Genomic DNA, 22,963 nt, shown 5'->3' with positions numbered 1-22,963 from the left:
TGCGCTGATCGTGCAGGTCAGGCACGTGAACTCGATGGACACCCGTTCGTTTTGTGGTTTTCGTCACGTTTTCGAGAACGTCGTTCTCTAAGATTCCGGTTACCGGTGAGTAGCGGCCAGCTAGCACTGTGTTGGCACCGAAAGCGCCCCACCGGGCTTCACACCCGGTCGGCGGTACCGATGTGCAGTCGCTTGTCGAGTTCGCGCGCGACGAGCTCGCTGGCGCGCACGACGGCGTCTCGCGTCGACCCACCCGCGGCGCGGTTGGCGGTGAAGCAGGCGGTGAACATGTCGCCGGCGCCCGTTGTCTGAACTCCCTCGACCCGCCATGCGGCCGGCACCCTGGTCACCGAGCCCGCGGCGTAGATGTCACAGCCCTCCGAGCCGAACGTCACCAGGATCTCGGGGACGCCGAGCCGCGCGGCCGTGGACTCGTCGAACTCCCCGTCCGCGACGATGACGGCCTCGTCTTCGGCGAGCTTGAGCACGGAGATGTGGGTGAGCAACTCTGGATTGAAGTGTCGATCGAGTACCAGCGGGCCGGTGCGGTCGGCGCGGACGAGCCCCTGACCGTCGTAGACGACGCGGTGGCCGCGCGCGTCGAGCGCGGCGAGGGCCGCCGCCGGAAAGTCGGTGCGCAGCAGCGGTGCGAGGTGGACCCACGTGGTGTCCGGGTCGGCGGCCGCGATCTCGGGCTCGCCCCACACCGGTCCGATCGCGTCGACGAACATCTGGCGGTGGTCGACGTCGACGTAGTCGAGGCGAAAGGAGCTCGTCCGGTCGGCAGGCAGGATCCGCAGTAGCGGACCGAGGCGCGCGCTGAGCGGATCGAACAGGGCGTGATCACGCTCCGCGGCCATCGCCACGATCCGGCCGGGGACCTCGGCGGCCTCGAGCGCGACGCCTGCGAACGACGCGCATCCGCCGGGGCTCTCCGGAGCGCCGTCGATGCGGTCGATCGCCAGGTTGCCGAGCACGGTCACCCCGCGCACGAGCTCTCGGTGCACCGATCGATCTCCTGAATTCCTCCGGTGACCGCTCGTCACCGTGCGGCGAAATGGTAGTCAACTCGGCTGGGAAATGACGACTCGGCGGTGTCGACGAGCACGTCAGGCGGGCAGGTTGTACGGCGTGACGACGTGAATCGGCGCCGCCCGCACCGGCTCGTGCGGCAGCGCGCCGTGCTCCTGCAGAATCGAGCGAATCGCCAGCCTGGCGTCGGCCCGCAGGTCGTTGTGCAGCACGACGGAGATGCGACCGTCGCGCAGGAGTCGGCGGTTGTCGGCGTCGAGATCGTGGGCGATGAACACCCGGCACACCCTTCCGATCTTCTCGAAGGCGGCGACGGTCGCCGTGTTGCCGCCCCCCACGGAGTACACCGCGGCGACGCCGGGATGCCGGTCGAGTGCGTCGAGCACCAGCCGCTCGTTGGTGGCGTCGATCCCGTCGCTGCCGCTGACCTCCACGATCGTGCGCCCGCTCCCCCGCAACCCCGCCCGGAACCCGACCTCGCGTTCCCCTTCGCCGCGGAAGACGTTGCGGCTCAGCGTGATCAGCACGTCCGACGGATCGTCCCCCAGCCACTGGTCGACGAGGTAGGCGGCCGTCACTCCGGCGCCGTGATTGTCGATCCCGACGTACGCACAGCGAGCGCTGACGGGGACGTCCGTCGCGTAGGTGACGACCGGAACGCCCGCGTCGACGAGACGATCGACGGCTTCCGCGACCTCCGGATCGTCCTGCGCTTTGAGCACCACGCCGTGACTCCCCCGGACACGCGCCAACTGGTCGACCATCTGAGCCGTCGAGCCGGACTCCCACACATGGAATCGGGCCCGCACCATCGCGGGCGCGAACGCGGGCAGTTCAGCCTCCACCGCGGCCCGGAAGGCGTCGGAGAAGCGCTGCGGGGTCTGCATCACCACGTCGATCAGGTAGCGGCGCCCATTGAGCCGGAGTTGGGCCCGCTGCTTGTCGAGGTCGGCGATCGCCTGCATCACCTCGGACCTGGTGTTCTCGCGGACTCCGGGCCGCTCGTTGAGCACCCGGTCGACGGTGGCCTCGCTGAGGCCGGACTGTTGGGCGATCTCGCGGACCTTGTACCGATGCGGCACTGCTCTCCCCTCCCGTCCCTCGCGGGAGAACTGTAGCCCGTGCTGAGGTGTTTTTGATGGGTTTCTGCTGTTGATTGCGGTGTGCGTCACAACCAGACTGGTGGACATGACCACCCCGCTTGGGACCGCGCACGGCGCCTGGATCGACGAGGCGGACTGCCGCCTCGACGACTTACACGCCGAGGTGTCGCGCCACACCGATCCGGCCGAGTATCCGCTGGCGAGCGACGTCCGGGCAGGCGTCCCGGTGTACACCCCCGCCGACCGTGCCCGCACCGATCGACAGGCGCTGCGCACCGAGCTGATCGCGGCACTGTCCGACGGTCCCGGTGTGGTGGTCTTCGAAGGCGCCCTCGCGGGCGACGTGGTCGACCGGGCCAGTGCGGCGTTCACCGCGCTCATCGACGACCAGCGGGCGGCGGGCGGGGCCGTCGGCGACCACTTCGGCGAGGCGGGAGCAAACGATCGCATCTGGAACGCGGCGCAGAAACTGGCACTGCACTCGCCCGACGTGTTCGCCGATTACTACGCGGCCGACGCGCTCGCTCTGATCTCCGAAGCGTGGCTGGGGCCGCGCTATCAGGTCACCTCGCAGGTGAACGTGGTGAATCCCGGAGGGAGGGCTCAGGTTCCGCACCGCGACTACCACCTCGGCTTCGTCGACGTGGACCAGCTGACCGCCTACCCCGCGCACATGCACGCGATGTCGGCGGCACTGACGCTGCAGGGTGCCGTCGCACACTGCGACATGCCGGTGGAGAGCGGGCCGACGATGCTGCTGCCGTACTCGCAGCGGTTCCGAGGCGGCTACGTCGCGTTCTACCAACCGGAGTTCATCGAGTACTTTGCGGCGCATCATGTTCAGCTTCCGCTGCGCAAGGGCGACGCGGTCTTCTTCAACCCCGCGCTCTACCACGGGGCCGGCACCAACCACTCGGCCGACATCCGCCGCATGGCGAACCTGCTGCAGATCTCGTCGCCGTTCGGCCGCGCCATGGAGTCCCTGGACCGCACGGCCATGGTCAACGCCGTGTATCCCGCGCTGCTGGCGATGAAGGCCGCGGGTCGCAGTGCGGCCGACCTCGCCAACGTCGTGAACGCCACGGCGGAGGGCTACCCCTTCCCCACCAATCTCGACAGTGACCAGCCGATCGGCACCCTGGCACCGCGCAGCCAGGTCGACACCGTGCTGGCGGGACTCCTCGCCGACCAATCCCCACAAGACCTCGCCAACGCGCTCGACGCGCAGAACGAACGGAGAATCCCATGACCACGCTCGGAGTGATCGGCCTCGGCCGCATCGGCGCGTTCCACACCGAAACCCTCAGCGGCATCGACGGTCTCGACGGCCTGATCATCACCGACGAGCGCACGGACGTCGCGGCGGCCGTCGCCGCCAAGCACGGCGCCAAGGCCGTCGACTCCGTCGCCGAGTTGCTGGCGTCCGGCGTGGACGGTGTGGTGGTCTCCGCCGCGACCCCGGCGCACGCGGAACTGACGCTCGCCGCTGTCGAACGCGGCATCCCCACGTTCTGCGAGAAGCCCATCGCCTCGACCGCCGCCGAAAGTGCGCGCGTCGCCGCGGCGATCGCGAAATCCGGTGTGCCCGTTCAGGTCGGCTACCAGCGTCGATTCGACGCCGCCTTCGCCGCGGCGAAGCGCGTCGTCGACGCGGGCGAGTTGGGGCTTCTGCACACCATCCGCAGCACCACGATGGATCCGGCGCCCCCGCCGATGGACTACATCAAGGGCTCCGGAGGCATCTTCCGCGACTGCGCCGTCCACGACTTCGACATCGTGCGGTGGGTCGTTGGGCGGGAGGCCGTCGAGGTCTATGCGACCGGCACCGTGCAGGGTGATCCGCTGTTCACCGAATACGGTGACGTCGACACCGCGGCGGTGGTGGTGACGTTCGACGGTGGCGCGCTGGGCGTGATCTCCAATGCCCGTTACAACGCGCGCGGTTACGACTGCCGCCTCGAGATCCACGGCTTCGACGACAGTGTCGTCGCCGGCTGGGATCAGGGCGCCCCGGTACGGAACACCGACCCGCGCAACGATTTCCCGGCCGGTCCGGCCCACCACTTCTTCATGGACCGCTTCACCGAGGCGTTCCGCACCGAGCTGGCGGCGTTCGTCGAGGTGACCAAGGGCGGGCCCATTCAGGGTGCGACCGTCGAGGACGCCGTCGAGGTCGCCTGGCTGGCCGAGGCCGCCACCGAGTCCCTGCGCCGGGGTGCCCCGGTGCGCATCGAGGAGGTACGCAACGCATGAGCGCGAACATCACAACCGCCGGGCAGGAGCGCAGCGACCGGGGGATCAAAGTCGCAGGGGCGCCGATCTCCTGGGGGGTGTGCGAGGTACCCGGCTGGGGCTACCAGCTGGACCGCGACCGCGTGTTGAGCGAGATGCGCGGCGTCGGCCTGACCGCCACCGAGCTGGGCCCCGACGGCTTCCTACCCACGGACAGCACCGAACTGCGGGCCACGTTGGCGGCGCAGGGCCTGGCCTGCGTCGGCGGCTTCGTCCCCGCCGTGATGTTCAGGGACGACCACGATCCCGCCGACGACCTGGCGGGCCCACTGGAGTCGCTGATCGCGGCGGGCGCGGGCGTCGTCGTGCTGGCGGCGGCCACGGGCTCCGACGGCTACGACTCGCGTCCCGTCCTCGACGACGCGCAGTGGGCGACGCTGCTGGCCAACCTCGACCGGTTGGCGGCCATCGTCGCCGAGCGCGGCCTGGTCGCGACGCTGCATCCGCACGTCGGCACGATGGTCGAAACGCGTGCCGACGTGGACCGCGTCCTCGCCGGGTCGACGATTCCGCTGTGTCTGGACACCGGGCACCTGCTCATCGGCGGGACCGACCCGTTGGAGCTGGCGAAGGCCGTGCCGCACCGCATCGCCCACACCCACCTCAAGGACGTCGACGCGGCGTTGGCCGGGCGGGTCCAGTCGGGTGAGCTCACCTACACCGAGGCCGTCAAGGCGGGCATGTACACACCGCTGGGCACCGGTGACGTCGACATCGCGGGCATCGTCTCGGTGTTGCGGGACAACGGTTTCGACGGTTGGTTCGTGCTCGAGCAGGACACCATCCTGAACGGCGAGCCCACCGGCGAGGGACCGGTCCGGGACGTCACGGCGAGCGTCGACTACCTGCGCGCCGTGACGTCGTGACCGCACTGCGCATCGGGGTTCTCGGGGCGTCGCGAATCGCCGAGTCGGCGATCGTCGGGCCCGCAGCCGAACTCGGGCACCGATTGGTGGCGGTCGCGGCGCGCGATCGCTCGCGAGCCGAAGTCTTCGCCGAGAGATACGGGGTCGAACGCGTGCTGACCTCGTATCAGGACGTCGTCGAAGATCCGGAGGTCGACGTCGTCTACAACCCGCTCGCGAACTCCCTGCACGCCCCGTGGAACCTCGCGGCGATCGCCGCGGGCAAGTCCGTGCTGAGCGAGAAGCCGTTCGCCGCCAACAGGATTCAGGCGGAGCAGGTCGCCGCGGCGGCGACCTCCGCCGGGGTCCGCGTCCTCGAGGGTTTCCACTACTTCTTCCATCCCGTGACGCAGCGGGCGTTCGAACTCGCCGGTGCCGGGACCGTCGGCGAGGTCACCCGTATCGAGGTGCGGATGGCCATGCCCGCGCCCGACGAGGGCGACCCGCGCTGGTCCTACGACCTCGCGGGCGGGGTGCTCATGGACCTGGGTTGCTACGGCCTACACATCCTGCGATCGCTCGGACGATTGGGCGTACCGGGCGTGGGTGGTCCGCCGTCGATCGTCGGCGCGCGTGCCGAGCAGCGCTCCCCCGACGTGGACGCCGTCTGCGATGTCGACGTGGCCTTCCCCGGCGGAGCGCTCGGCCTATCAGCCAATTCGATGCTGGCCGAGGACTTCTCGTTCACCATTCGCATCGCGGGCCGGGCTGGGGATCTGCTGGTGCACGACTTCATCCGGCCGAACCACGACGACGGGCTTACCGTTCGTACGGCTGCGGGCACCGTGGTCGAACGGCTCGGCACCCGGTCGTCGTACTCGTACCAACTCGCGGCGTTCGCCGCGCATGTACAGGACGGCTCGCCGCTTCCCTTCGGCCCGGAGGACGCTGTGGAGAACATGGCGCTTGTCGACGCCGCCTATCGCGCCGCCGGCCTCAGTCCGAGGTGACGCTCAGCGGTCGACGCGCCTGCGCTCGTGCCAGCGGAGCTTGAGCAGCAGCACCTGACGATGCGCGCGGAATCCGAGGGACAGCGGATCGCGCCACACCGGAGTGCCGGGCACTCCGTCACGGTCGATATCCATGCGTCAATTGTGCACGCAATCGCTGAACCGGCACGTCAACGCGCTGCGCTGTGACGATGTCGTGACGATGAACTGTTCGTGAGCAACGACTCACCGGCGGTGCTATCGCGCGTCGTACCGCTCGACGAGCCCGGTGAGAGTCGACTCGATGCCCTCGGCGTTCTTCTTGTGCATCCCGGTCAGTTCGATGACGAACGGCACCTTCGCCGTCGAGTAGTCGAAGGTCTCGGTCACCTTGGTGGTGCCGGGGCTGACCTCGGCGAGCTCCCAGCGCCAACGGTGTCCGAGCGGATGCTGCCATTCGACGACGCGGTTCTCCTCGACCTCGGTGGCCGTCGAGGTGATCTTGTACGGCAAGCCGTACTGCGTCATGCCGACGGTGAACTTGTCACCCTTCGCGAGCCGACGCGGCCCCTTCACGTCGATGTCGCGAACGGTTCCGGAGCCGTCGATCTCGGGATGCCGGTGCGGGTCGACGATCTGCTCGAAGATCGTCGCGACCGGCGCGGCGACCTGCACGCTGCGGCTCACGGTCTTGGGCCCGGCGTTCTCTGTCTTCAGCGTTGAGGTGGTCATGGTCTGCCGCATACCCCGAATTGCGATTCGTGCACGAGCAGGAGCGCTGACCGCTCCTTAACGTGCACGAATCGCGGGGTTACTTGCTGTTGCGGCTCAGCTCGTGCGAGAGGGCCTCGAGTTCGTCGCCGCCGGCCATCTGCTGCGTCAGGTGCTCCAGCGTGATGTCGTCGTACGCGCAGTCGAGCTTCTGACGGCCGCGGTTGAGCAGCACGAAGTGGTCACCGACCATGTGAGCGTGGTGCGGGTTGTGCGTGATGAACACGACGCCGAACCCGGCCTCCTTGGCGGCGGTGATGTATTTCAGCACGACACCCGACTGCTTGACGCCGAGCGCGGCCGTCGGCTCGTCGAGGATCAGCACCCGCGCACCGAAGAACACGGCTCGCGCGATCGCCACGCACTGGCGTTGCCCGCCGGACAGTGATCCGATCGGGGCGTCGACGTCGGGCAGTTCGATGCCCATCTTCGACAGCTCCGTCAGCGTGGTCGCCCGCATGGCGTTGGCGTCCAACGAGTACGGGAACGACTTCCTCCTGACCTCCTGACCGAGGAAGAAGTTGCGCCACACCGGCATCAGGGGCACGACGGCGAGGTTCTGGTAGACCGTCGCGATGCCCTTGTCCAATGCGTCTGCGGGCGAGGTGAATCGGGTGGACTCGCCGTCGACCAGGAGGTCACCTTCGGTCTGCTGGTGAAGTCCCGAGATGATCTTGATCAGCGTCGACTTGCCGGCACCGTTGTCACCGAGGATGCCGGTCACCTCACCGGCGTGCACCCGCAGGCTGATGTCCTTCAGGGCGGTGATGTTGCCGTACGACTTGCCGACGTTCTTCAGTTCCACCAGGGGCACCTTGCCGCCCGAAGGGGTTGTGCTGTCTGTCTTCTCGACTGAGATTGTCATCGGATCACTTCTTCGCTGCGTAGTTGCGGAAGGCGTTGTTGGCGATCACCGCGAACAGCAGCATCGCGCCCAGGAAGAACTTGAACCAGTCCGGATCCCAGCCGGCGTAGACGATGCCCTGGTTCGTCATGCCGAAGATGAAGGCACCGATCGCGGCGCCGATCGCGGTGCCGTAGCCACCGGTCAGCAGACATCCACCGATGACCGCGGCGATGATGTAGAAGAACTCGTTGCCGATGCCCTGGCCCGACTGGACGGTGTTGAACGCGAACAGCAGGTGCATGCCCACGAACCAGCCGCAGAACCCGACGAACATGAACAATCCGATCTTGACCTTCGTCACCGGAACACCAACGGCCCGTGCGCTGTCCGCGTCACCGCCGACGGCGAAGATCCAGTTGCCGATCTTGGTCTTGAACAGCACCCACGTCGCCACGATCGTGAACAGAATCCACCAGAGCACCGTGACGCGGATGCCGACACCGAGCACCGTGAAGCTCGACGAGAACACCTTCTGCGCCGAGTCCCAGCCCGCCATGTCGCTGACGCTCTGAGTGGCGACCTGTCCCGCAACGAGTTTCGTCACGGCGAGGTTGACGCCGGCGAGCATGAAGAACGTGCTGAGGGTGATCAGGAAGCTCGGGATCTTGGTCTTCATCACCAGGAAGCCGTTGAAGAAGCCGACGGCGAGCGCGAGCACCAGGGCGAGCGCCGCCCCGACCCAGAGGTTGAGGTGCAGGTTGTAGGCGAGCATCGACGCGGCGAGCGAACTGAACGTCACCGCCACGCCGGCGGAGAGGTCGAACTCTCCACCGATCATCAGCAGCGCCACACCGCACGCCATGATGCCGATGGTCGAACTCGCGTAGAGCACCGTCGCCAGCGAGGACGCCTCCCGGAACGGCGGAGCGACGACGAGGAAGAGGATAAAGATCCCGATCGCTCCGATGCCCGCGCCCATCTCGGGGCGGATCAGGATGCGCTGCATCCTGTTCCGTTCCTTCACGCGTTCGTCGCGAACCACCTTGTGTTCACCGACGTCGAGGTCTGCCTGAGTAACCATTTTTCGCTTCTTCCTGCAACGCTATCGAGTTCCGGCCTTGGCCAGTTCGGCCACGGCGTCGATGTTGGACTTGTCGATGAACGACGGACCCGTCAGCGTGGGCTGACCGCCACCGATCAGGTTCTTGTTGTTGAGGAACAGCCAGAGTGCGTCGATGGCGAGGTAGCCCTGCAGGTAGGGCTGCTGATCCACGGCCCACACCACGTCACCGTTCTGAATGGAGTCGACCAGTGCGGCGTTGGTGTCGAAGGTGACGATGTCGGCCTCGCTGCCCGCGTTCTTCTTGGACTGCACAGCCGTCAGCGCGATCGGCGCACCGAGCGCGACGAATGTGTCGACGGTCGGGTCCTGCTGCATCTTGGCGGTGATCGTCGCCTCGACCGACGGCATGTCCTTGCTGTTGACGTTGAGGATCTCGGTCGACCCCTTGAAGCCCTGTTTCACACCGGCGCAGCGCGATTCGAGCGCCACCTGGCCCTGCTCCTGGATGATGCAGACGACCTTCTGAGCGCCTTCCCCGTTGAGGCGCTCGCCGGCGGCGATACCGGCCAGCTTCTCGTCCTGGCCGAAGTACTCCTGAACTCCCATGCCCTTGTACTGATCGAAGCCGGAGTTGAACGCGACCACCGGGATGCCCGCGGCTTCGGCGGCCTTCACCGCGGGTGCCATGGCGTCCGGCTTCGCGAGCGTGACGGCGATCCCGTCCACGCCGCTGTCGATCGCGGCCTGAACCAGGTTGGCCTGGTTGGGCGCCTCCGGATCGTTGGAGTAGCGCAGCTCCACGTTGTCCTTCTTGGCCGCCGCCTCGGCGCCCTTGCGGATCAGATCCCAGAACGAGTCACCGGGCACCTCGTGGGTGATCATCGCGATGGTGATGCGCGGCGTGTCGACGGTCCCACCGCCCCCGCTGTCGCCGGACCCCTCGGGCGCGCCACCGGTGGACGAACACGCCACCAGCCCCAGTGCCATTACGCCCGCCCCGGCCAACGCCGCAAGCCGCTTCAACGCCATTGTCTCTCCTCGTCGTCAGTTCGCCGTGCCACTGCCCCCGGACCTCGGGCCGGTGCTCGTCGACACGCCTGCACCTAGATGTAATACGGCTCACACTCGAAAGTCAACACTTTGTCCTGACATTAGGACTGCAAGTCATTAGTCCGGCCCGGCGGACTCGTCGACCCGCGGACCACCAGCGCCGGTTCGCGCACCAGATCCAGTACGTCGGGGGTGGCAGGTGGTTCATCGAGGCGCCCCACCAGGCGGTGTATCGCGGCCCCGGCCAGGCCCGCGGAGTCCTGGCGAACAGTCGTCAGATCGACGTGGGCGAGGCCGGCCAGCGGGCTGTCGTCGAATCCGACAACCGAGACATGTTGCGGCACTTTCCTTCCCGACCGTATCAACACGTCGATGACGCCGAGCGCGCATCTGTCGTTGAACGCGAATACCGCTGTAGGCAAATCGGATTCAGCGAGCAGATCGGTCGCCGCGGCCGCCCCCTCGCGCTCGGTCAGACCGCCGGGACGGATCTGCTCGGGCAACCCGGCGGCGCGGACGGCCCGACGGTAACCGCGTAGCCGTTCGGCCGCACCGGGGGCTCGACCTCCGTCCAGATACACGATCCGGCGGTGCCCCAGTGCGATGAGATGGTCTGCTCCGAGTACCGCGCCCGCGGCATCGTCACTGCGCACGGCGTCGACCCCGCGCACCCGTCTGGCGAGCACGACGACGGGCACCCGCGCGGCCAACTCCAGGAGCCGGCGGGTCGGCGCCTCCGGCCCGACCAGCACGAGGCCCTCGCACCGGTCGTCGATGAGCGTGCGCAGGGCCCTGGGCTCGTCGCGGTGCGGCGTGATCCCGCTCAGCACCACGTCGTAGCCGAGGTCGTCGGCGGCCACGTAGAGGCCGTCGACCAGGTCCGCGTGAAACTCCTGACCCACGGTGAAGGTCACGCCGATGAGCTTCGTCCGGTGCTGTCGCAGTCGACGTGCGCGGGGGTCGGGACGGTAGCCGAGCTCGTCGGCGGCCCGACGCACCCGCTCGCGCGTCTGGACGCCGGCACCGGGCGCGTCGCGCATCACGATCGAGACGAGCGCTCGGGAGACGCCGGCACGCGCAGCCACATCCTCGAGCGTCGGCCTGCGTTGCACAGGACCGATCCTAGAACGTTCTAGCGACCCCGTTGACGAAACGCGCGATCTCGCCTTACCGTTACTAGAACCTTCTAGTCGATCGGAGACTTCCATGCCCACCTCGTTGGCCTTCGGCCTCATCGGAGCCGGATGGATCGGCAGCTTCCATGCCGAGACGCTGGCCTCGCGCCTGCCGAACACCCGGCTGGTCGCCGTCGCCGATCCCGTTCCCGATGCCGCCGAACGATTTCCGGGCCAGCGGGTGTATCGGGAACCACTGGAGTTGATCGCCGATCCCGACGTCGAAGCCGTGGCCATTTGCTCCCCAGCCACCAGCCACACCGACCTGGTGGTCGCCGCGGCGCAGGCGGGCAAGCACGTGTTCTGTGAGAAACCGATGGCCCTGACCCTGGCCGACGCCGATCGGGCAATCGCCGCGGCGCGGACCGCAGGGGTCGCGCTGCAGGTCGGCTTCAACCGACGGTTCGCCGAGGACTTCGCGGCCATGCGGGACGGTATCGACGCCGGAGCCGTCGGCACGCCGCAACTGCTGCGTTCGCTGACCCGCGACCCCGGCATCTCGGTCGACGTCGCGGCGCGCGTCAAGCCGTGGACGATCTTCAACGAGACGTTGATCCACGACTTCGACACGCTGTGCTGGCTGAACCCCGGCGCGCGAGTCACCGAGGTGTACGCGCAAGCCGACGCGCTCGTCCACCCGCAGTTCGCCGAACAGGGCTTCCTCGACACCTCGGTCGTCCAGATGCGCTTCGACAACGGCGCGTTCGCCGTTGCCGAAGCCAGCTTCCAGGCCGTCTACGGCTACGACATCCGCGGCGAGGTCTTCGGCTCCGGTGGCGTACTGCAGGCCGGTCTCGCCCCCGCGCAGGCCGGCCGCGTCAACACCGAACTGTTCGCCGACGCGTACACTGCGCAGTTCGCGGACTTCGCCGCTCGCGTGCTGGCGGGCTCCGAGCCCTCGGTCAGCGGATTCGACGCCCGCGTGGCCCTCGAGATCGCGCTGGCAGCAAGGGAATCCATCGAGACGAAGGCCCCCGTCATGTTGAATCGGGTGCCCGCGTGAGGCTCGCCGTGTGCTCGGAGATGGTGTTCACCGAGTTGCCGCTCCTCGACCGCGTCACGCGCATCGACGAACTCGGCTTCGACGTCGAGATCTGGAGTTGGCACGATAAGGATCTCAAGGCTCTCGCCGCTACAGGCGCACGGTTCTCATCCATGACCGGATACCTGAGCGGTGATCTCATCGACCGCGAGGGAGCCGACGAGGTGGTCCGCACCGCGGAGCTCAGCATCGAAGCCGCTGAGACACTGGGTGTTCCGCGCCTCAACCTGCACACTGCGGAGCTCGTCGACGGCCGGGCCGCGCGACCTCGGCAACGCGCCACCGGCGAGATGTGGCTGACCGCGGCGCGGGCCCTGCAACGCATCGGCGAGCGCGGCGCCGCTGCCGGCGTGACCTTCTGCGTCGAGAACCTCAACACGCTCGTCGACCATCCCGGCGTACCGCTGGCGCGCGCGAAGGACACGCTGGCACTCGTCGAAGGCGTCGGCCATCCGAACGTGAAGATGATGCTGGACCTCTATCACGCCCAGATCGGCGAGGGGAATCTCGTCGAGTTGGTCCGTCGGTGCGGCGACGCGATCGGCGAGATCCAGGTCGCCGACGTGCCCGGCCGCTGCGAGCCGGGTTCGGGCGAGATCCACTACCCGGCCATTGCGGCGGCGTTGCGCGACATCGGGTACGAGGGGACCGTCGGGCTGGAGGCGTACGCGTCCGGCGACAGCACCGCGGCCCTGGAGGCGTTCCGCTCGGCCTTCTCCTGAGTCCACCTGCTAGCGGTCGACGAGCGTCGTCTCGAAGTAGTACCGCGACGCGCGATAGCAGTGACTGCCGAACTCGACGGCCCGCCCGGAGTCGTCGAAGGCCGTCCGGCTCATGGTCAGCAGCGGAGCGCCCGCCTTCTCGTCGAGCAGTCGCGCCTCGTTGCGGTTCGCGGGCCGGGCACCGATGCGCTGCCGGGCCAGCCGGATGTGCACACCGCGTCCGCGCAGCGCCTGGTAGAGGCCACTGGCCTCGAGTTCCTCGGCGTCGGGCGCGATCTCGACGGGCAGGTAGTTGGTCATGACAGCGAGCGGCTCACCGTTCGCGCAGCGGAGCCGCTGGATGGTGACGATCTCGTGGTCCTTGGCGAGGTTGAGCTCAGCCGCGATCTCCTCGTCGGCGACGCCGGTGTGGTACTCGAGCAGCTGAGTCGTCGGCTCCTGACCGGACTTCGCCAGGTCGTCGAAGAGGCTGGTGAGCTCGACCCTGCGGTGCACGGGGTTCTGCACCACCTGGGTGCCGACGCCGCGCTTGCGCACCAGCATGCCCTTGTCGACGAGTTCCTGAATGGCCCTCCGCGTCGTCGGCCGCGACAGCGCGAGCCTGCTGGCGAGCGCGAGTTCGTTCTCGAATCGGTCACCGGGGGCGAGCTCACCGTTGCGGATCGCGGCCTCGATGGCCTGGGCGAGCTGATAGTAGAGAGGGACAGGGCTGGACCTGTCGAGCTCAACGGCTAGAGGCACGTCCACTCCGATCTCGGCCGGTTGCTCAGGAAGAGTAGCTGAAGCCTAGCACCGGCTTGACCGAAAGTTAGAATGTCAGGACAAACTATTGACAGCAGTGAGTGATGCGGGGCACAGTCTTAGGAGACAAGCCCGCCCACCTATTCGGGAGCCACTGTGTCCTTGGAAAGACCGACCAGCACGGAACCGTTCGACGTCATCGCCATCGGGCGCAGCGGCGTCGACGTCTACCCGCTGCAGACCGGCGTCGGGCTCGAAGACGTTGAGTCCTTTGGGAAGTTCCTCGGCGGCAGTGCGGCCAACGTCGCCGTCGCCGCAGCGCGGCTGGGGAACAGCACCGCGCTGATCACCGGCGTCGGCGCCGACCCGTTCGGCCGCTACGTCCGCGGCGAACTGGCCCGCCTCGGGGTGGACGACCGCTTCGTGGCGACACACGACGAGTACCCCACGCCCGTCACGTTCTGCGAGATCTTTCCGCCCGACCACTTCCCGCTGTACTTCTACCGCAAGCCGTCGGCGCCCGACCTGCAGATCGAGCCGAGCGAACTCGACACCGATGCGGTCCGCAACGCCCGTCTCTACTGGTCGACGGTTACCGGCCTGTCCGAGGAGCCGAGCCGCAGCGCGCATTTCGCGGCCTGGGAGGCACGCGCTCGGCAACCGCTGACGGTGCTCGACCTCGACTACCGGCCGATGTTCTGGGAGTCCCCCGCCGCGGCCACCGAGCAGGTACAGCGCGCGCTCGGCCACGTCACGGTCGCGGTCGGCAACCGCGAGGAGTGCGAGATCGCCGTCGGTGAGACGAGCCCGCACAGGGCGGCCGACGCGCTGCTCGACCTCGGTATCGAACTGGCGATCGTCAAGCAGGGTCCGCGCGGCGTGCTCGGGAAGACCAAGCACAGCTCGGTCACCGTCCCGCCGAACGAGATCGACGTGATCAACGGCCTCGGCGCGGGAGATGCGTTCGGCGGCAGCCTCATTCACGGACTGCTCCGCGGCTGGCCGCTGGAGAAGACGCTGCGCTACGCCAACGCCGCCGGCGCCATCGTCGCGTCGCGACTGGAGTGCTCGACGGCCATGCCCACCGCAGCCGAGGTCGCCGATCTCGCCGAGCAGACCGCCGTGGAGGCCGTCAATGTCTGAGCAGCACAAGGCCAACCAGCCCGCACTCTGCAAGACCTACGCCGACGTGACCGACCTGCGGGCGGGCGACCCCGCCGCGATCGCCCGCCGCTGGCACGTGCGCAAAACCCGTCCCACCGTGCGCGGCGACGGCCGGCTGATGATCGTCGCCGCCGACCACCCGGCACGTGGCGCCCTCGGCGTCGGCGACCGCCCCACCGCGATGAACAGCCGCAGTGACCTGCTCGACAGGTTGCGCGCCGCCCTCGCCGATCCCGGCGTCGACGGTGTGCTCGCCACCGCGGACATTCTGGACGATCTGCTACTGCTCGGGGCCCTTGAGGACAAGGTCGTGTTCTCGTCGTTCAACCGCGGCGGGCTGGCCGGAGCGGAGTTCGAGTTCGACGACCGCATGACGGGTGCCACCGCCGCGTCGACCGCCGCGATGAAGATGAACGGCGGAAAGATGCTGTGCCGCATCGCCCTCGACGACCCCGGCACCGTTGCCACGATGGCGGCGTGCGCCAAGGCCGTCGACGACCTCGCCTCGCGGGGCCTGATCGCGATGGTGGAGCCGTTCATGTCGTCGCGCGTCAACGGGAAGGTCCGCAACGACCTCTCCCCCGACGCCGTCATCAAGTCGATCCACATCGGCCAGGGCCTCGGCGCCTCGTCCGCCTACACGTGGATGAAGCTGCCCGTCGTCGACGAGATGGAGCGCGTGATGGAGGCGACGACGCTGCCGACGCTGCTCCTCGGCGGTGACCCCGCCGATCCCGACGAGGCGTTCGCCAGTTGGGAGAAGGCGCTCGCACTGCCCGCGGTGAAGGGCCTGATCGTCGGGCGCACGCTGCTCTATCCGCCCGACGACGACGTCGCCGGCGCGGTCGCCACCGCCGTTGCGATGGTGCGCTGATATGGGCGAGCGAAGCGACGGGGGGATCCTATGAAGTCGAAGCTCTACATCCCCGCCCGCAGCGCGACGCTGCCCCACACGGTGCACGTCACGCCCGAATCGGCGGGCTGGACCGAATCATCGCTGCAGGTAGTGGAATTGGATGACACTTCGCACCTGGAGCTGCACACCGGCGACACCGAGGTGATGATCCTGCCGCTGGCCGGTGGCGGCAGCGTCGAGTCCGGGGACGAGACGTTCGAACTCGCACCCCGCGCATCGGTCTTCGACGGCCCGTCGGACATGGTGTATCTGGGCATCGGCCAGGACTACGTGATCTCGGGTCGGGGCCGCTTCGCGATCTGCGGCGCCCGCGCGAAGAACTCCTTCCCGAACCGCCGCGTCGCCGCAGCCGACGTCTCCGTTGAGCTGCGCGGTACGGGCAACTGCAGCCGTCAGGTGCACAACTTCGGCACCGCAGGCGTTTTCGACGCCGACTCGTTGATCGCCTGCGAGGTCATCACCCCCGGCGGCAACTGGTCGAGCTACCCCGCTCACAAGCACGACGAGAACACGCCGACCGAAAGCGAACTCGAGGAGATCTACTACTTCGAGATCAAGGGCGGTCCTGACGGTTCGAGGGGCTTCGGTTACCACCGCGTCTACGGCACGCCGGACCGGCCGATCGAGGTGCTCGAGGAGGTGCGCACCGGCGACGTCGTCCTGGTGCCGCACGGCTACCACGGCCCGTCGGTCGCGGCTCCCGGCTACCACATGTACTACCTCAACGTCATGGCGGGACCGGGCGCCGAACGAGCCTGGAAGATCGTCGACGACCCGGAGCACGCGTGGCTGCGCGGCGCCTGGGACGACCAGGCGGTGGATCCCCGCCTCCCCCTTCACGAGACAGGAGCGTAAAAGTGGTCTCCACCGCACCGAAGCGGGCCGAGAAGCTGGCCGACACCGAGCCCACCGTCCGACTCACCGTGGCACAGGCCACCATTCGCTTCCTCGGCAACCAATACGTCGAGCGCGACGGGGAGCGCACCAAGTTCTTCGCAGGCTGCTTCGGCATCTTCGGCCACGGAAACGTCGCCGGCCTCGGCCAGGCGCTGCTTCAGGACGAGGTGACCGCGCACGAGGCGGGCACGGCACCCCTGCTCCCCTATGTGCTGGGCCGCAACGAGCAGGCCATGGTGCACAGCGCCGTCGCGTACGCGCGGCAGAAGGACCGACTGCAGGCCTGGGCCGTCACGGCGAGCGTCGGCCCCGGCGCCACCAACATGCTGACCGGCGCGGCGCTGGCGACCATCAACCGGCTGCCCGTCCTGCTGCTGCCCGCCGACACGTTCGCCACCCGCGCCAGTTCACCGGTGCTGCAGGAACTCGAGCTGCCGTCGTCCGGCGACGTCACCGTCAACGACGCGTTCAAGCCGCTGTCGCGGTACTTCGATCGAGTGTGGCGCCCCGAGCAGCTGCCCGCCGCGCTGCTCGGCGCGATGAGGGTGCTCACCGACCCGGTGGAAACGGGCGCGGCAACGGTGGCGATCCCGCAGGACGTCCAGGCGGAGGCCTTCGACTGGCCGGAATCGCTGTTCGCAGAGCGCACCTGGCACGTGGCCCGCCCGCTGCCGGAACGCTCGGTGATCGCCCGCGCCGCCGAGATCATCCGGACGGCACGCACGCCGCTGATCGTCGCAGGCGGCGGCGTCGTCTACTCGGGCGCCACACACGCGCTGGCCGAGTTCTGCGCGCAGACCGGCATTCCCGTCGGCATGAGCCAGGCGGGTAAGGGCGCGCTGCCCTACGACCACCCGCAGTGCATGGGTGCGATCGGCTCGACCGGAACCACCGCCGCCAACGCACTGGCGACCGAAGCCGACGTTGTCATCGGAATCGGCACCCGCTACAGCGATTTCACCAGCGCCTCGCGGACGGCCTTCAACAACCCCGACGTGAAGTTCGTCAACATCAACGTCGCGTCGCTCGACTCGGTCAAGCAGGGCGGGTTGTCCGTCGTGTCCGACGCGCGCGAGGCCATCGAAGCGCTGGGCACCGCACTCGACGGCCACACGGTCGACACCGACTACCTCGCCCGCACCGCCGCGCTGGCCACGGAGTGGGACGACACGGTGTCGGCGGCCTACGCGGTCGAGGACGGGGTCGCGCTCAATCAGAATCAGGTCATCGGCCTGGCCAACACGCTCAGCGACCCCCGCGACGTCGTCGTGTGCGCAGCGGGATCGATGCCCGGCGATCTGCACAAGCTCTGGCGGGTCAGGGATCCCAAGGGCTACCACGTCGAGTACGGCTACTCCTGCATGGGCTACGAGGTCGCGGGCGGCCTCGGGGTCCGGATGGCCGACGAGACCCGCGACGTCTTCGTCATGGTCGGCGACGGCTCCTACCTGATGATGGCCACCGAACTGGTGACCGCCGTCCAGGAGGGCGTGAAGGTCATCGTCGTACTGGTCCAGAACCACGGGTTCGCGTCGATCGGCGGCCTCTCGGAATCGCTTGGGTCACAACGGTTCGGCACCTCGTATCGTTACCGCAGCGCGGACGGCAGGCTCGACGGCGACACGCTGCCGGTGGACTTGGCGGCCAACGCGGCCAGCCTGGGAGCCGACGTCATCAGGGTCGCCACGGCGGCCGAGTTCGGCGATGCCGTCAAGGTGGCCAAGGCCAGCGACCGTACGACGGTCATCCACGTGGAGACCGACCCGATGATCTTCGCGCCGGACAGTGAGTCCTGGTGGGACGTTCCCGTCAGCCAGGAATCGACATTGGCCTCCACACAACAGGCCTACCGGCGCTACGCCGACTGGAAGTCCATCCAGCGGCCCCTCATCCGACCCACCGACAGCTGAAGGACACGAAGACCATGCCCGGCATTCTCGTTGGCAGTGCCCCCGATTCGTGGGGTGTGTGGTTCCCCGACGATCCGAATCAGACCCCGTACACCCGGTTCCTCGACGAGGTCGCCGCGTCGGGGTACGAGTGGATCGAGCTCGGACCGTTCGGCTACCTGCCGACCGACCCGGCCAAGCTGTCCGCCGAGTTGGCCGAGCGCAATCTGAAGCTGTCGGCGGGCACGGTCTTCGAGCACCTGCATCGGGACGGGGCTCCTGCGGCCGAGAATTGGAACTCAGTCTGGAGCCAGATCGAGGACGTCGCGAAGCTGACCGCGGCGGTCGGCGGCAAGCACGTCGTCGTCATCCCGGAGATGTGGCGCGACCCCGCGACCGGCGCGGTGCTCGAGGACCGCAACCTGACGCCCGAACAGTGGCGCAAGAAGACGCACGGGATGAACGAGCTGGGCAGGGCGATGTTCGAGAAGTACGGCGTGCGTGCGCAATACCACCCGCACGCCGACAGCCACGTCGACACCGAGGAGAACGTGTACCGCTTCCTCGACGGCACTGACGGCGAGTTCGTGAACCTGTGCCTGGACACCGGGCACATCAGCTACTGCGGTGGCGACAACATCGCGATCATCCGCCGCGCCCCCGAGCGCATCGGCTACCTGCACCTCAAGCAGGTCGATCCCGAGGTGCGCGCCAGGGTCGAGGCCGAGGACCTGCCGTTCGGTGAGGCCGTCAAGCTCGGTGCGATGATCGAACCACCGCTCGGCATTCCGGAGATGCCGCCGCTGCTGGCCGAGATCGAGAAGCTCGGTATCGACGTGTTCGCGATCGTCGAGCAGGACATGTACCCCTGCGAGGTCGACGCTCCCCTGCCCATCGCCCAGCGCACCCGGTCCTACCTGGGGTCGTGTGGCGTCCCGTCCGTCCGATTCACCTAGGGAGAACGAAAGCGATGTCTGATCTTCGGGTAGCCGTGCTGGGTGTCGGCGTCATGGGCGCCGACCACGTGGCCAGGCTGACCAGCCGGATCTCCGGTGCCCGCGTCACGGTCGTCAACGACTACGTCACCGAGAAGGCCGAGCAGATCGCGGCGGGCATCGACGGATGCCGCGCTATCGTCGATCCGCTCGATGCGATCGCCGACCCGGATGTCGACGCCGTCGTGCTGGCCACGCCGGGCCCCACGCACGAGAAGCAACTGCTGGCCTGCCTCGAGCACACCAAACCGGTGCTGTGCGAGAAGCCTTTGACCACAGATGTCGCCACGTCACTGGAGGTCGTCAAGCGCGAAGCCGAACTCGCGACCCGGTTGATCCAGGTCGGTTTCATGCGCCGCTTCGATCACGAATACGCCGCGCTGAAGACACTTCTCGACGGCGACGACCTCGGCCTTCCGCTCGTACTGCACTGCGTTCACCGCAATCCCGCCGTACCCGCATCGTTCGACAGCGCCATGATAGTGCGCGACTCGCTGGTCCACGAGGTCGACGTGACCAGGTTCCTCTTCGACGAGGAGATCGCCTCGATCCAGATCATCAAGCCGCAGCCGAATCCCGCTGCCCCGCATGGCCTGGCGGATCCGCAGATCGCGATCATGCGCACCACGTCGGGCAAGCACGTCGGCGTGGAACTGTTCGTCACCACCGGCGTCGCCTACGAGGTGCGCACCGAGGTCGTCGCCGAGAAGGGCAGCGCGATGATCGGTCTCGACGTCGGGCTGGTGCGCAAGCGCGGCGACGGCAGCTGGGGCGGGGACATCACGCCGGGCTTCCGCGAGCGGTTCGGGCAGGCCTACGACACCGAGTTCCAGCGCTGGGTCGACGCCGTGCACCGGGGCCGTTCGACGGGTGACTTCACCGACGGTCCGAGCGCGTGGGACGGCTACGCGGCGGCGGCGGTGTGCGAGGCCGGCGTCGAGTCGCTGCACAGCGGCCAGCCCGTGGACGTTCAGATGGTCGACCGCCGAACGATTCCGAGGGCTTGACGATGAAGATCGCGTTGGATCCCACCCCGTTCCACCACGACTACGAGCTGCTCGAGTTCCCGAAGCTGGTGGCCGAACTCGGCTACGAGCACCTGCAGTTGACTCCGCATCGGGACTTCATTCCGTTCTTCAACCACCCGCGCGCCGACGACGCTCTGGTGGCGAAGTTCCGCACGGCGTGCGCCGACGCGGGTGTCGGCATCGCGTCGGTGCTGCCGGTGCTGCGCTGGTCGGGTCCCGACGAGGACGCCCGCGAGGCCGCGGTCCGGAATTGGAAGCGCGTCGTGCAGATCACCGTCGACCTCGGGGTGAACGTCATCAACACCGAGTTCTCCGGTCGCCCGGAGAAGCCCGAGGAGTCCGAACGCGCGTTCTTCCGCTCCATGGAGGAACTCGTGCCGATCTTCGAGCGCGAGGGCATCGACGTCCGAATCGACCCGCACCCGGATGATTTCGTCGAAGACGGCATGGAGGCGCTGCGGATCATCCGCGGCGTCAACTCGCCCAACATCGGCATGGTGTACGTCGCCTGCCACAGCTTCCACATGGGCGGCAACATGTCCGAGATCATCGCCGCCGCGGGCGACACACTGCGCCTGGTGCACGTCGCCGACACCATGGACCACCACCGCAGCCACGGCCTGCGCTACATCACCAATCCGCCGGGCAACGCCGTACGGGTGCACCAGCACCTCAAGATCGGCGATGGCGACGTCAACTGGGACGAGTTCTTCTCCCGCCTGGCCGACATCGGCTTCTACGACCGCGACGACACCGTCATGGTGTCCTCGGTCTTCGCCGAAGACGAGACCGCGCACGACGTGTCCCGCTACCAACTGAAGACCATGACCGAGTACGTCTCGAAGTACGGAAAGTGATCGCACCATGAGCAATACGATTTCCCATTGGGTTGATAACGCCCCCTTCGACGGTTCGAGCAGCGCGACGGCGCCGGTGACCAACCCGGCCAGCGGCGAGGTGACCGGGCAGGTCGCCCTCGCCACCGTCGAGGACGCCCGCCACGTCATCGACGCCGCCGCCGCGGCGTTCCCCGCCTGGCGCGACACCTCGCTGGCCAAACGCACCCAGATCCTGTTCACCTTCCGCGAGTTGCTCAACACCCGCAAGGGCGAACTCGCCGAGATCATCACCAGCGAGCACGGCAAAGTCGTCTCCGACGCCCTCGGCGAAGTCGCCCGCGGCCAGGAAGTCGTCGAATTCGCCTGCGGTATCCCGCATCTGCTCAAAGGCGGCTACACCGAGAACGCCTCCACCAAAGTCGACGTCTACTCGATCCGCCAGCCGCTGGGACCGGTCGGCATCATCTCCCCGTTCAACTTCCCGGCCATGGTCCCCATGTGGTTCTTCCCCGTGGCGATCGCCTGCGGCAACACCGTGGTGCTCAAACCCTCGGAGAAGGACCCGACCGCGTCGTTGTGGATCGCGAACCTGTGGAAGGACGCCGGCCTGCCCGACGGGGTGTTCAACGTCCTGCAGGGCGACAAGACCGCCGTCGACGAACTGCTGACCAACCCCAAGATCAAGTCGATCAGCTTCGTGGGCTCGACCCCGATCGCGCAGTACGTCTACGCCACCGCCACCGCGGCGGGCAAACGCGTGCAAGCCCTCGGCGGGGCCAAGAACCACGCCGTGGTCCTGCCCGACGCCGACCTCGACCTGGCCGCCGACGCCATGGTCAACGCCGGCTTCGGCTCCGCCGGGGAACGCTGCATGGCCATCAGCGCCTGCGTGGCCGTCGGCCCCATCGCCGACGACCTCGTCGCCAAGATCGCCGAACGCACCACACCACTGAAAATCGGCGACGGCACCAAGGACTCCGACATGGGCCCCCTGGTCACCAAAGCCCACCGCGACAAGGTCGCCTCCTACATCGACGCCGGCGAAACCGACGGCGCCAAAGTCGTCGTCGACGGCCGCACCATCTCAGGAGACGGCGCCGACAGGGATTCCAGCGGCTTCTGGCTGGGCCCCACCCTGCTCGATCAGGTCACCCCCGACATGAGCGTCTACACCGACGAGATCTTCGGCCCCGTCCTCTCAGTGCTACGCGTCGAGACCTACGACCACGCCCTGGAACTGATCAACACCAACCCCTACGGCAACGGCACCGCCATCTTCACCAACGACGGCGGCGCCGCCCGACGCTTCCAGAACGAAGTCGAAGTCGGCATGGTCGGCATCAACGTCCCCATCCCCGTCCCCATGGCCTACTACAGCTTCGGCGGCTGGAAAGCCTCCCTGTTCGGCGACAGCCACGCCCACGGCATGGACGGCGTGCAGTTCTTCACCCGCCAGAAGGCCATCACACAGCGTTGGCTCGACCCCAGCCACGGCGGCATCAACCTCGGCTTCCCCGAAAGCCAGTGATCTGTGGAGTCTGATACGCGCACACCGCGACTCGG

At 67.8% G+C, this 22,963-nt stretch carries 23 protein-coding genes; 14 read left to right on the top strand and 9 right to left on the bottom strand.

Annotated features, from left to right (window positions below; genetic code table 11):
- Positions 1 to 158 precede the first annotated feature (158 nt).
- The gene (locus NM203_RS14900; RefSeq protein ID WP_255060861.1) at positions 159 to 983 is read right to left on the bottom strand and encodes a PfkB family carbohydrate kinase; all 825 of its coding nucleotides are present in this window, start codon (positions 981 to 983) and stop codon (positions 159 to 161) included.
- A gap of 126 nt (positions 984 to 1,109) precedes the next feature.
- Complete coding sequence (locus NM203_RS14895) at positions 1,110 to 2,114, bottom strand: LacI family DNA-binding transcriptional regulator (protein WP_255060760.1); 1,005 nt, start codon at positions 2,112 to 2,114, stop codon at positions 1,110 to 1,112.
- 106 nt (positions 2,115 to 2,220) lie between these two features.
- On the opposite strand from NM203_RS14895, the gene NM203_RS14890 reads away from it, so the two are divergent.
- Genes NM203_RS14890 through NM203_RS14875 form a run of 4 tightly spaced genes read left to right on the top strand, consistent with a single transcriptional unit; the run spans position 2,221 to position 6,282 of the window.
- Entirely contained in the window at positions 2,221 to 3,384 is a 1,164-nt protein-coding gene (locus NM203_RS14890) for a phytanoyl-CoA dioxygenase family protein (protein ID WP_255060759.1), read from the top strand.
- On the top strand, positions 3,381 to 4,388 hold the full coding sequence (locus NM203_RS14885) for a Gfo/Idh/MocA family protein (protein ID WP_255060758.1): 1,008 nt from the start codon (positions 3,381 to 3,383) through the stop codon (positions 4,386 to 4,388). The genes NM203_RS14890 and NM203_RS14885 overlap by 4 nt, the downstream gene beginning before the upstream one ends.
- Positions 4,385 to 5,293, top strand: coding sequence for a sugar phosphate isomerase/epimerase family protein (locus tag NM203_RS14880; RefSeq protein WP_255060757.1), 909 nt, complete (start codon positions 4,385 to 4,387; stop codon positions 5,291 to 5,293). Before NM203_RS14885 ends, NM203_RS14880 begins: the two co-directional genes overlap by 4 nt.
- Positions 5,290 to 6,282 (top strand): Gfo/Idh/MocA family protein, encoded by a 993-nt coding sequence (locus NM203_RS14875; protein ID WP_255060756.1) that lies wholly within the window; start codon positions 5,290 to 5,292, stop codon positions 6,280 to 6,282. Before NM203_RS14880 ends, NM203_RS14875 begins: the two co-directional genes overlap by 4 nt.
- A gap of 3 nt (positions 6,283 to 6,285) precedes the next feature.
- On the opposite strand, the gene NM203_RS14870 is transcribed toward NM203_RS14875, so the two are convergent.
- The 6 genes from NM203_RS14870 to NM203_RS14845 all read right to left on the bottom strand — a co-directional run bounded on the left by NM203_RS14870 (position 6,286) and on the right by NM203_RS14845 (position 11,104).
- Positions 6,286 to 6,417 (bottom strand): hypothetical protein, encoded by a 132-nt coding sequence (locus NM203_RS14870; protein ID WP_255060755.1) that lies wholly within the window; start codon positions 6,415 to 6,417, stop codon positions 6,286 to 6,288.
- 102 nt (positions 6,418 to 6,519) lie between these two features.
- Positions 6,520 to 6,993, bottom strand: a complete 474-nt coding sequence (locus NM203_RS14865; RefSeq protein WP_255060753.1) for an SRPBCC family protein — start codon at positions 6,991 to 6,993, stop codon at positions 6,520 to 6,522.
- Between the two features lie 79 nt (positions 6,994 to 7,072).
- Complete coding sequence (locus NM203_RS14860) at positions 7,073 to 7,897, bottom strand: ATP-binding cassette domain-containing protein (protein ID WP_255060752.1); 825 nt, start codon at positions 7,895 to 7,897, stop codon at positions 7,073 to 7,075.
- 4 nt (positions 7,898 to 7,901) lie between these two features.
- Entirely contained in the window at positions 7,902 to 8,960 is a 1,059-nt protein-coding gene (locus tag NM203_RS14855; RefSeq protein ID WP_255060751.1) for an ABC transporter permease, read from the bottom strand.
- A gap of 21 nt (positions 8,961 to 8,981) precedes the next feature.
- A complete protein-coding gene (locus tag NM203_RS14850; protein ID WP_255060750.1) occupies positions 8,982 to 9,971 on the bottom strand; it encodes a substrate-binding domain-containing protein in 990 nt (329 codons plus the stop codon).
- A 122-nt stretch (positions 9,972 to 10,093) separates the two neighbouring features.
- Positions 10,094 to 11,104 carry a LacI family DNA-binding transcriptional regulator gene (locus NM203_RS14845; protein ID WP_255060749.1) on the bottom strand — a complete coding sequence of 337 codons (1,011 nt, stop codon included), beginning with the start codon at positions 11,102 to 11,104 and terminating at the stop codon, positions 10,094 to 10,096.
- Positions 11,105 to 11,198: 94 nt separating this feature from the next.
- Between NM203_RS14845 and NM203_RS14840 the strand changes: the two genes are divergently transcribed.
- The gene (locus tag NM203_RS14840; protein WP_255060748.1) at positions 11,199 to 12,170 is read left to right on the top strand and encodes a Gfo/Idh/MocA family oxidoreductase; all 972 of its coding nucleotides are present in this window, start codon (positions 11,199 to 11,201) and stop codon (positions 12,168 to 12,170) included.
- Between the two features lie 20 nt (positions 12,171 to 12,190).
- On the top strand, positions 12,191 to 12,931 hold the full coding sequence (locus tag NM203_RS14835) for a TIM barrel protein (RefSeq protein ID WP_255060860.1): 741 nt from the start codon (positions 12,191 to 12,193) through the stop codon (positions 12,929 to 12,931).
- Between the two features lie 9 nt (positions 12,932 to 12,940).
- On the opposite strand, the gene NM203_RS14830 is transcribed toward NM203_RS14835, so the two are convergent.
- Positions 12,941 to 13,678: a GntR family transcriptional regulator gene (locus NM203_RS14830; protein WP_308212831.1), complete on the bottom strand. Its 738-nt coding sequence runs from the start codon at positions 13,676 to 13,678 to the stop codon at positions 12,941 to 12,943.
- 150 nt (positions 13,679 to 13,828) lie between these two features.
- On the opposite strand from NM203_RS14830, the gene iolC reads away from it, so the two are divergent.
- Genes iolC through NM203_RS14790 form a run of 8 tightly spaced genes read left to right on the top strand, consistent with a single transcriptional unit; the run spans position 13,829 to position 22,928 of the window.
- Positions 13,829 to 14,815 carry a 5-dehydro-2-deoxygluconokinase gene (iolC, locus tag NM203_RS14825; protein WP_255060746.1) on the top strand — a complete coding sequence of 329 codons (987 nt, stop codon included), beginning with the start codon at positions 13,829 to 13,831 and terminating at the stop codon, positions 14,813 to 14,815.
- Positions 14,808 to 15,710: a Cgl0159 family (beta/alpha)8-fold protein gene (locus tag NM203_RS14820; protein ID WP_255060745.1), complete on the top strand. Its 903-nt coding sequence runs from the start codon at positions 14,808 to 14,810 to the stop codon at positions 15,708 to 15,710. The genes iolC and NM203_RS14820 overlap by 8 nt, the downstream gene beginning before the upstream one ends.
- A 30-nt stretch (positions 15,711 to 15,740) precedes the next feature.
- Positions 15,741 to 16,607, top strand: a complete 867-nt coding sequence (gene iolB, locus NM203_RS14815; RefSeq protein ID WP_255060744.1) for a 5-deoxy-glucuronate isomerase — start codon at positions 15,741 to 15,743, stop codon at positions 16,605 to 16,607.
- A 2-nt stretch (positions 16,608 to 16,609) separates the two neighbouring features.
- A complete protein-coding gene (gene iolD, locus NM203_RS14810) occupies positions 16,610 to 18,559 on the top strand; it encodes a 3D-(3,5/4)-trihydroxycyclohexane-1,2-dione acylhydrolase (decyclizing) (protein ID WP_255060742.1) in 1,950 nt (649 codons plus the stop codon).
- 14 nt (positions 18,560 to 18,573) lie between these two features.
- On the top strand, positions 18,574 to 19,494 hold the full coding sequence (locus tag NM203_RS14805; protein WP_255060741.1) for a sugar phosphate isomerase/epimerase family protein: 921 nt from the start codon (positions 18,574 to 18,576) through the stop codon (positions 19,492 to 19,494).
- 14 nt (positions 19,495 to 19,508) lie between these two features.
- Positions 19,509 to 20,540 (top strand): Gfo/Idh/MocA family protein, encoded by a 1,032-nt coding sequence (locus NM203_RS14800; protein ID WP_255060740.1) that lies wholly within the window; start codon positions 19,509 to 19,511, stop codon positions 20,538 to 20,540.
- A gap of 2 nt (positions 20,541 to 20,542) precedes the next feature.
- Positions 20,543 to 21,418, top strand: a complete 876-nt coding sequence (locus NM203_RS14795) for a sugar phosphate isomerase/epimerase family protein (protein ID WP_255060739.1) — start codon at positions 20,543 to 20,545, stop codon at positions 21,416 to 21,418.
- Positions 21,419 to 21,425: 7 nt separating this feature from the next.
- Positions 21,426 to 22,928 (top strand): CoA-acylating methylmalonate-semialdehyde dehydrogenase, encoded by a 1,503-nt coding sequence (locus NM203_RS14790; RefSeq protein WP_255060738.1) that lies wholly within the window; start codon positions 21,426 to 21,428, stop codon positions 22,926 to 22,928.
- Positions 22,929 to 22,963 lie beyond the last annotated feature (35 nt).

This window comes from Mycolicibacterium arenosum, assembly GCF_024320865.1.
Lineage (GTDB): Bacteria > Actinomycetota > Actinomycetes > Mycobacteriales > Mycobacteriaceae > Mycobacterium > Mycobacterium arenosum.
This window is presented reverse-complemented; position numbering and strand designations above follow the sequence as displayed.

Bases quoted from the DNA above. Each gene is read 5' to 3' on its own strand.
- NM203_RS14880 (WP_255060757.1), top strand. From the start codon at position 4,385: ATGAGCGCGAACATCACAACCGCCGGGCAGGAGCGCAGCGACCGGGGG.
- NM203_RS14860 (WP_255060752.1), bottom strand. From the start codon at position 7,897: ATGACAATCTCAGTCGAGAAGACAGACAGCACAACCCCTTCGGGCGGC.
- NM203_RS14865 (WP_255060753.1), bottom strand. From the start codon at position 6,993: ATGACCACCTCAACGCTGAAGACAGAGAACGCCGGGCCCAAGACCGTG.
- NM203_RS14820 (WP_255060745.1), top strand. From the start codon at position 14,808: ATGTCTGAGCAGCACAAGGCCAACCAGCCCGCACTCTGCAAGACCTAC.
- NM203_RS14800 (WP_255060740.1), top strand. From the start codon at position 19,509: ATGTCTGATCTTCGGGTAGCCGTGCTGGGTGTCGGCGTCATGGGCGCC.
- NM203_RS14840 (WP_255060748.1), top strand. From the start codon at position 11,199: ATGCCCACCTCGTTGGCCTTCGGCCTCATCGGAGCCGGATGGATCGGC.
- NM203_RS14850 (WP_255060750.1), bottom strand. From the start codon at position 9,971: ATGGCGTTGAAGCGGCTTGCGGCGTTGGCCGGGGCGGGCGTAATGGCA.
- iolB (WP_255060744.1), top strand. From the start codon at position 15,741: ATGAAGTCGAAGCTCTACATCCCCGCCCGCAGCGCGACGCTGCCCCAC.
- NM203_RS14795 (WP_255060739.1), top strand. From the start codon at position 20,543: ATGAAGATCGCGTTGGATCCCACCCCGTTCCACCACGACTACGAGCTG.
- NM203_RS14890 (WP_255060759.1), top strand. From the start codon at position 2,221: ATGACCACCCCGCTTGGGACCGCGCACGGCGCCTGGATCGACGAGGCG.
- NM203_RS14790 (WP_255060738.1), top strand. From the start codon at position 21,426: ATGAGCAATACGATTTCCCATTGGGTTGATAACGCCCCCTTCGACGGT.
- NM203_RS14870 (WP_255060755.1), bottom strand. From the start codon at position 6,417: ATGGATATCGACCGTGACGGAGTGCCCGGCACTCCGGTGTGGCGCGAT.
- NM203_RS14855 (WP_255060751.1), bottom strand. From the start codon at position 8,960: ATGGTTACTCAGGCAGACCTCGACGTCGGTGAACACAAGGTGGTTCGC.
- NM203_RS14885 (WP_255060758.1), top strand. From the start codon at position 3,381: ATGACCACGCTCGGAGTGATCGGCCTCGGCCGCATCGGCGCGTTCCAC.
- NM203_RS14805 (WP_255060741.1), top strand. From the start codon at position 18,574: ATGCCCGGCATTCTCGTTGGCAGTGCCCCCGATTCGTGGGGTGTGTGG.
- NM203_RS14835 (WP_255060860.1), top strand. From the start codon at position 12,191: ATGGTGTTCACCGAGTTGCCGCTCCTCGACCGCGTCACGCGCATCGAC.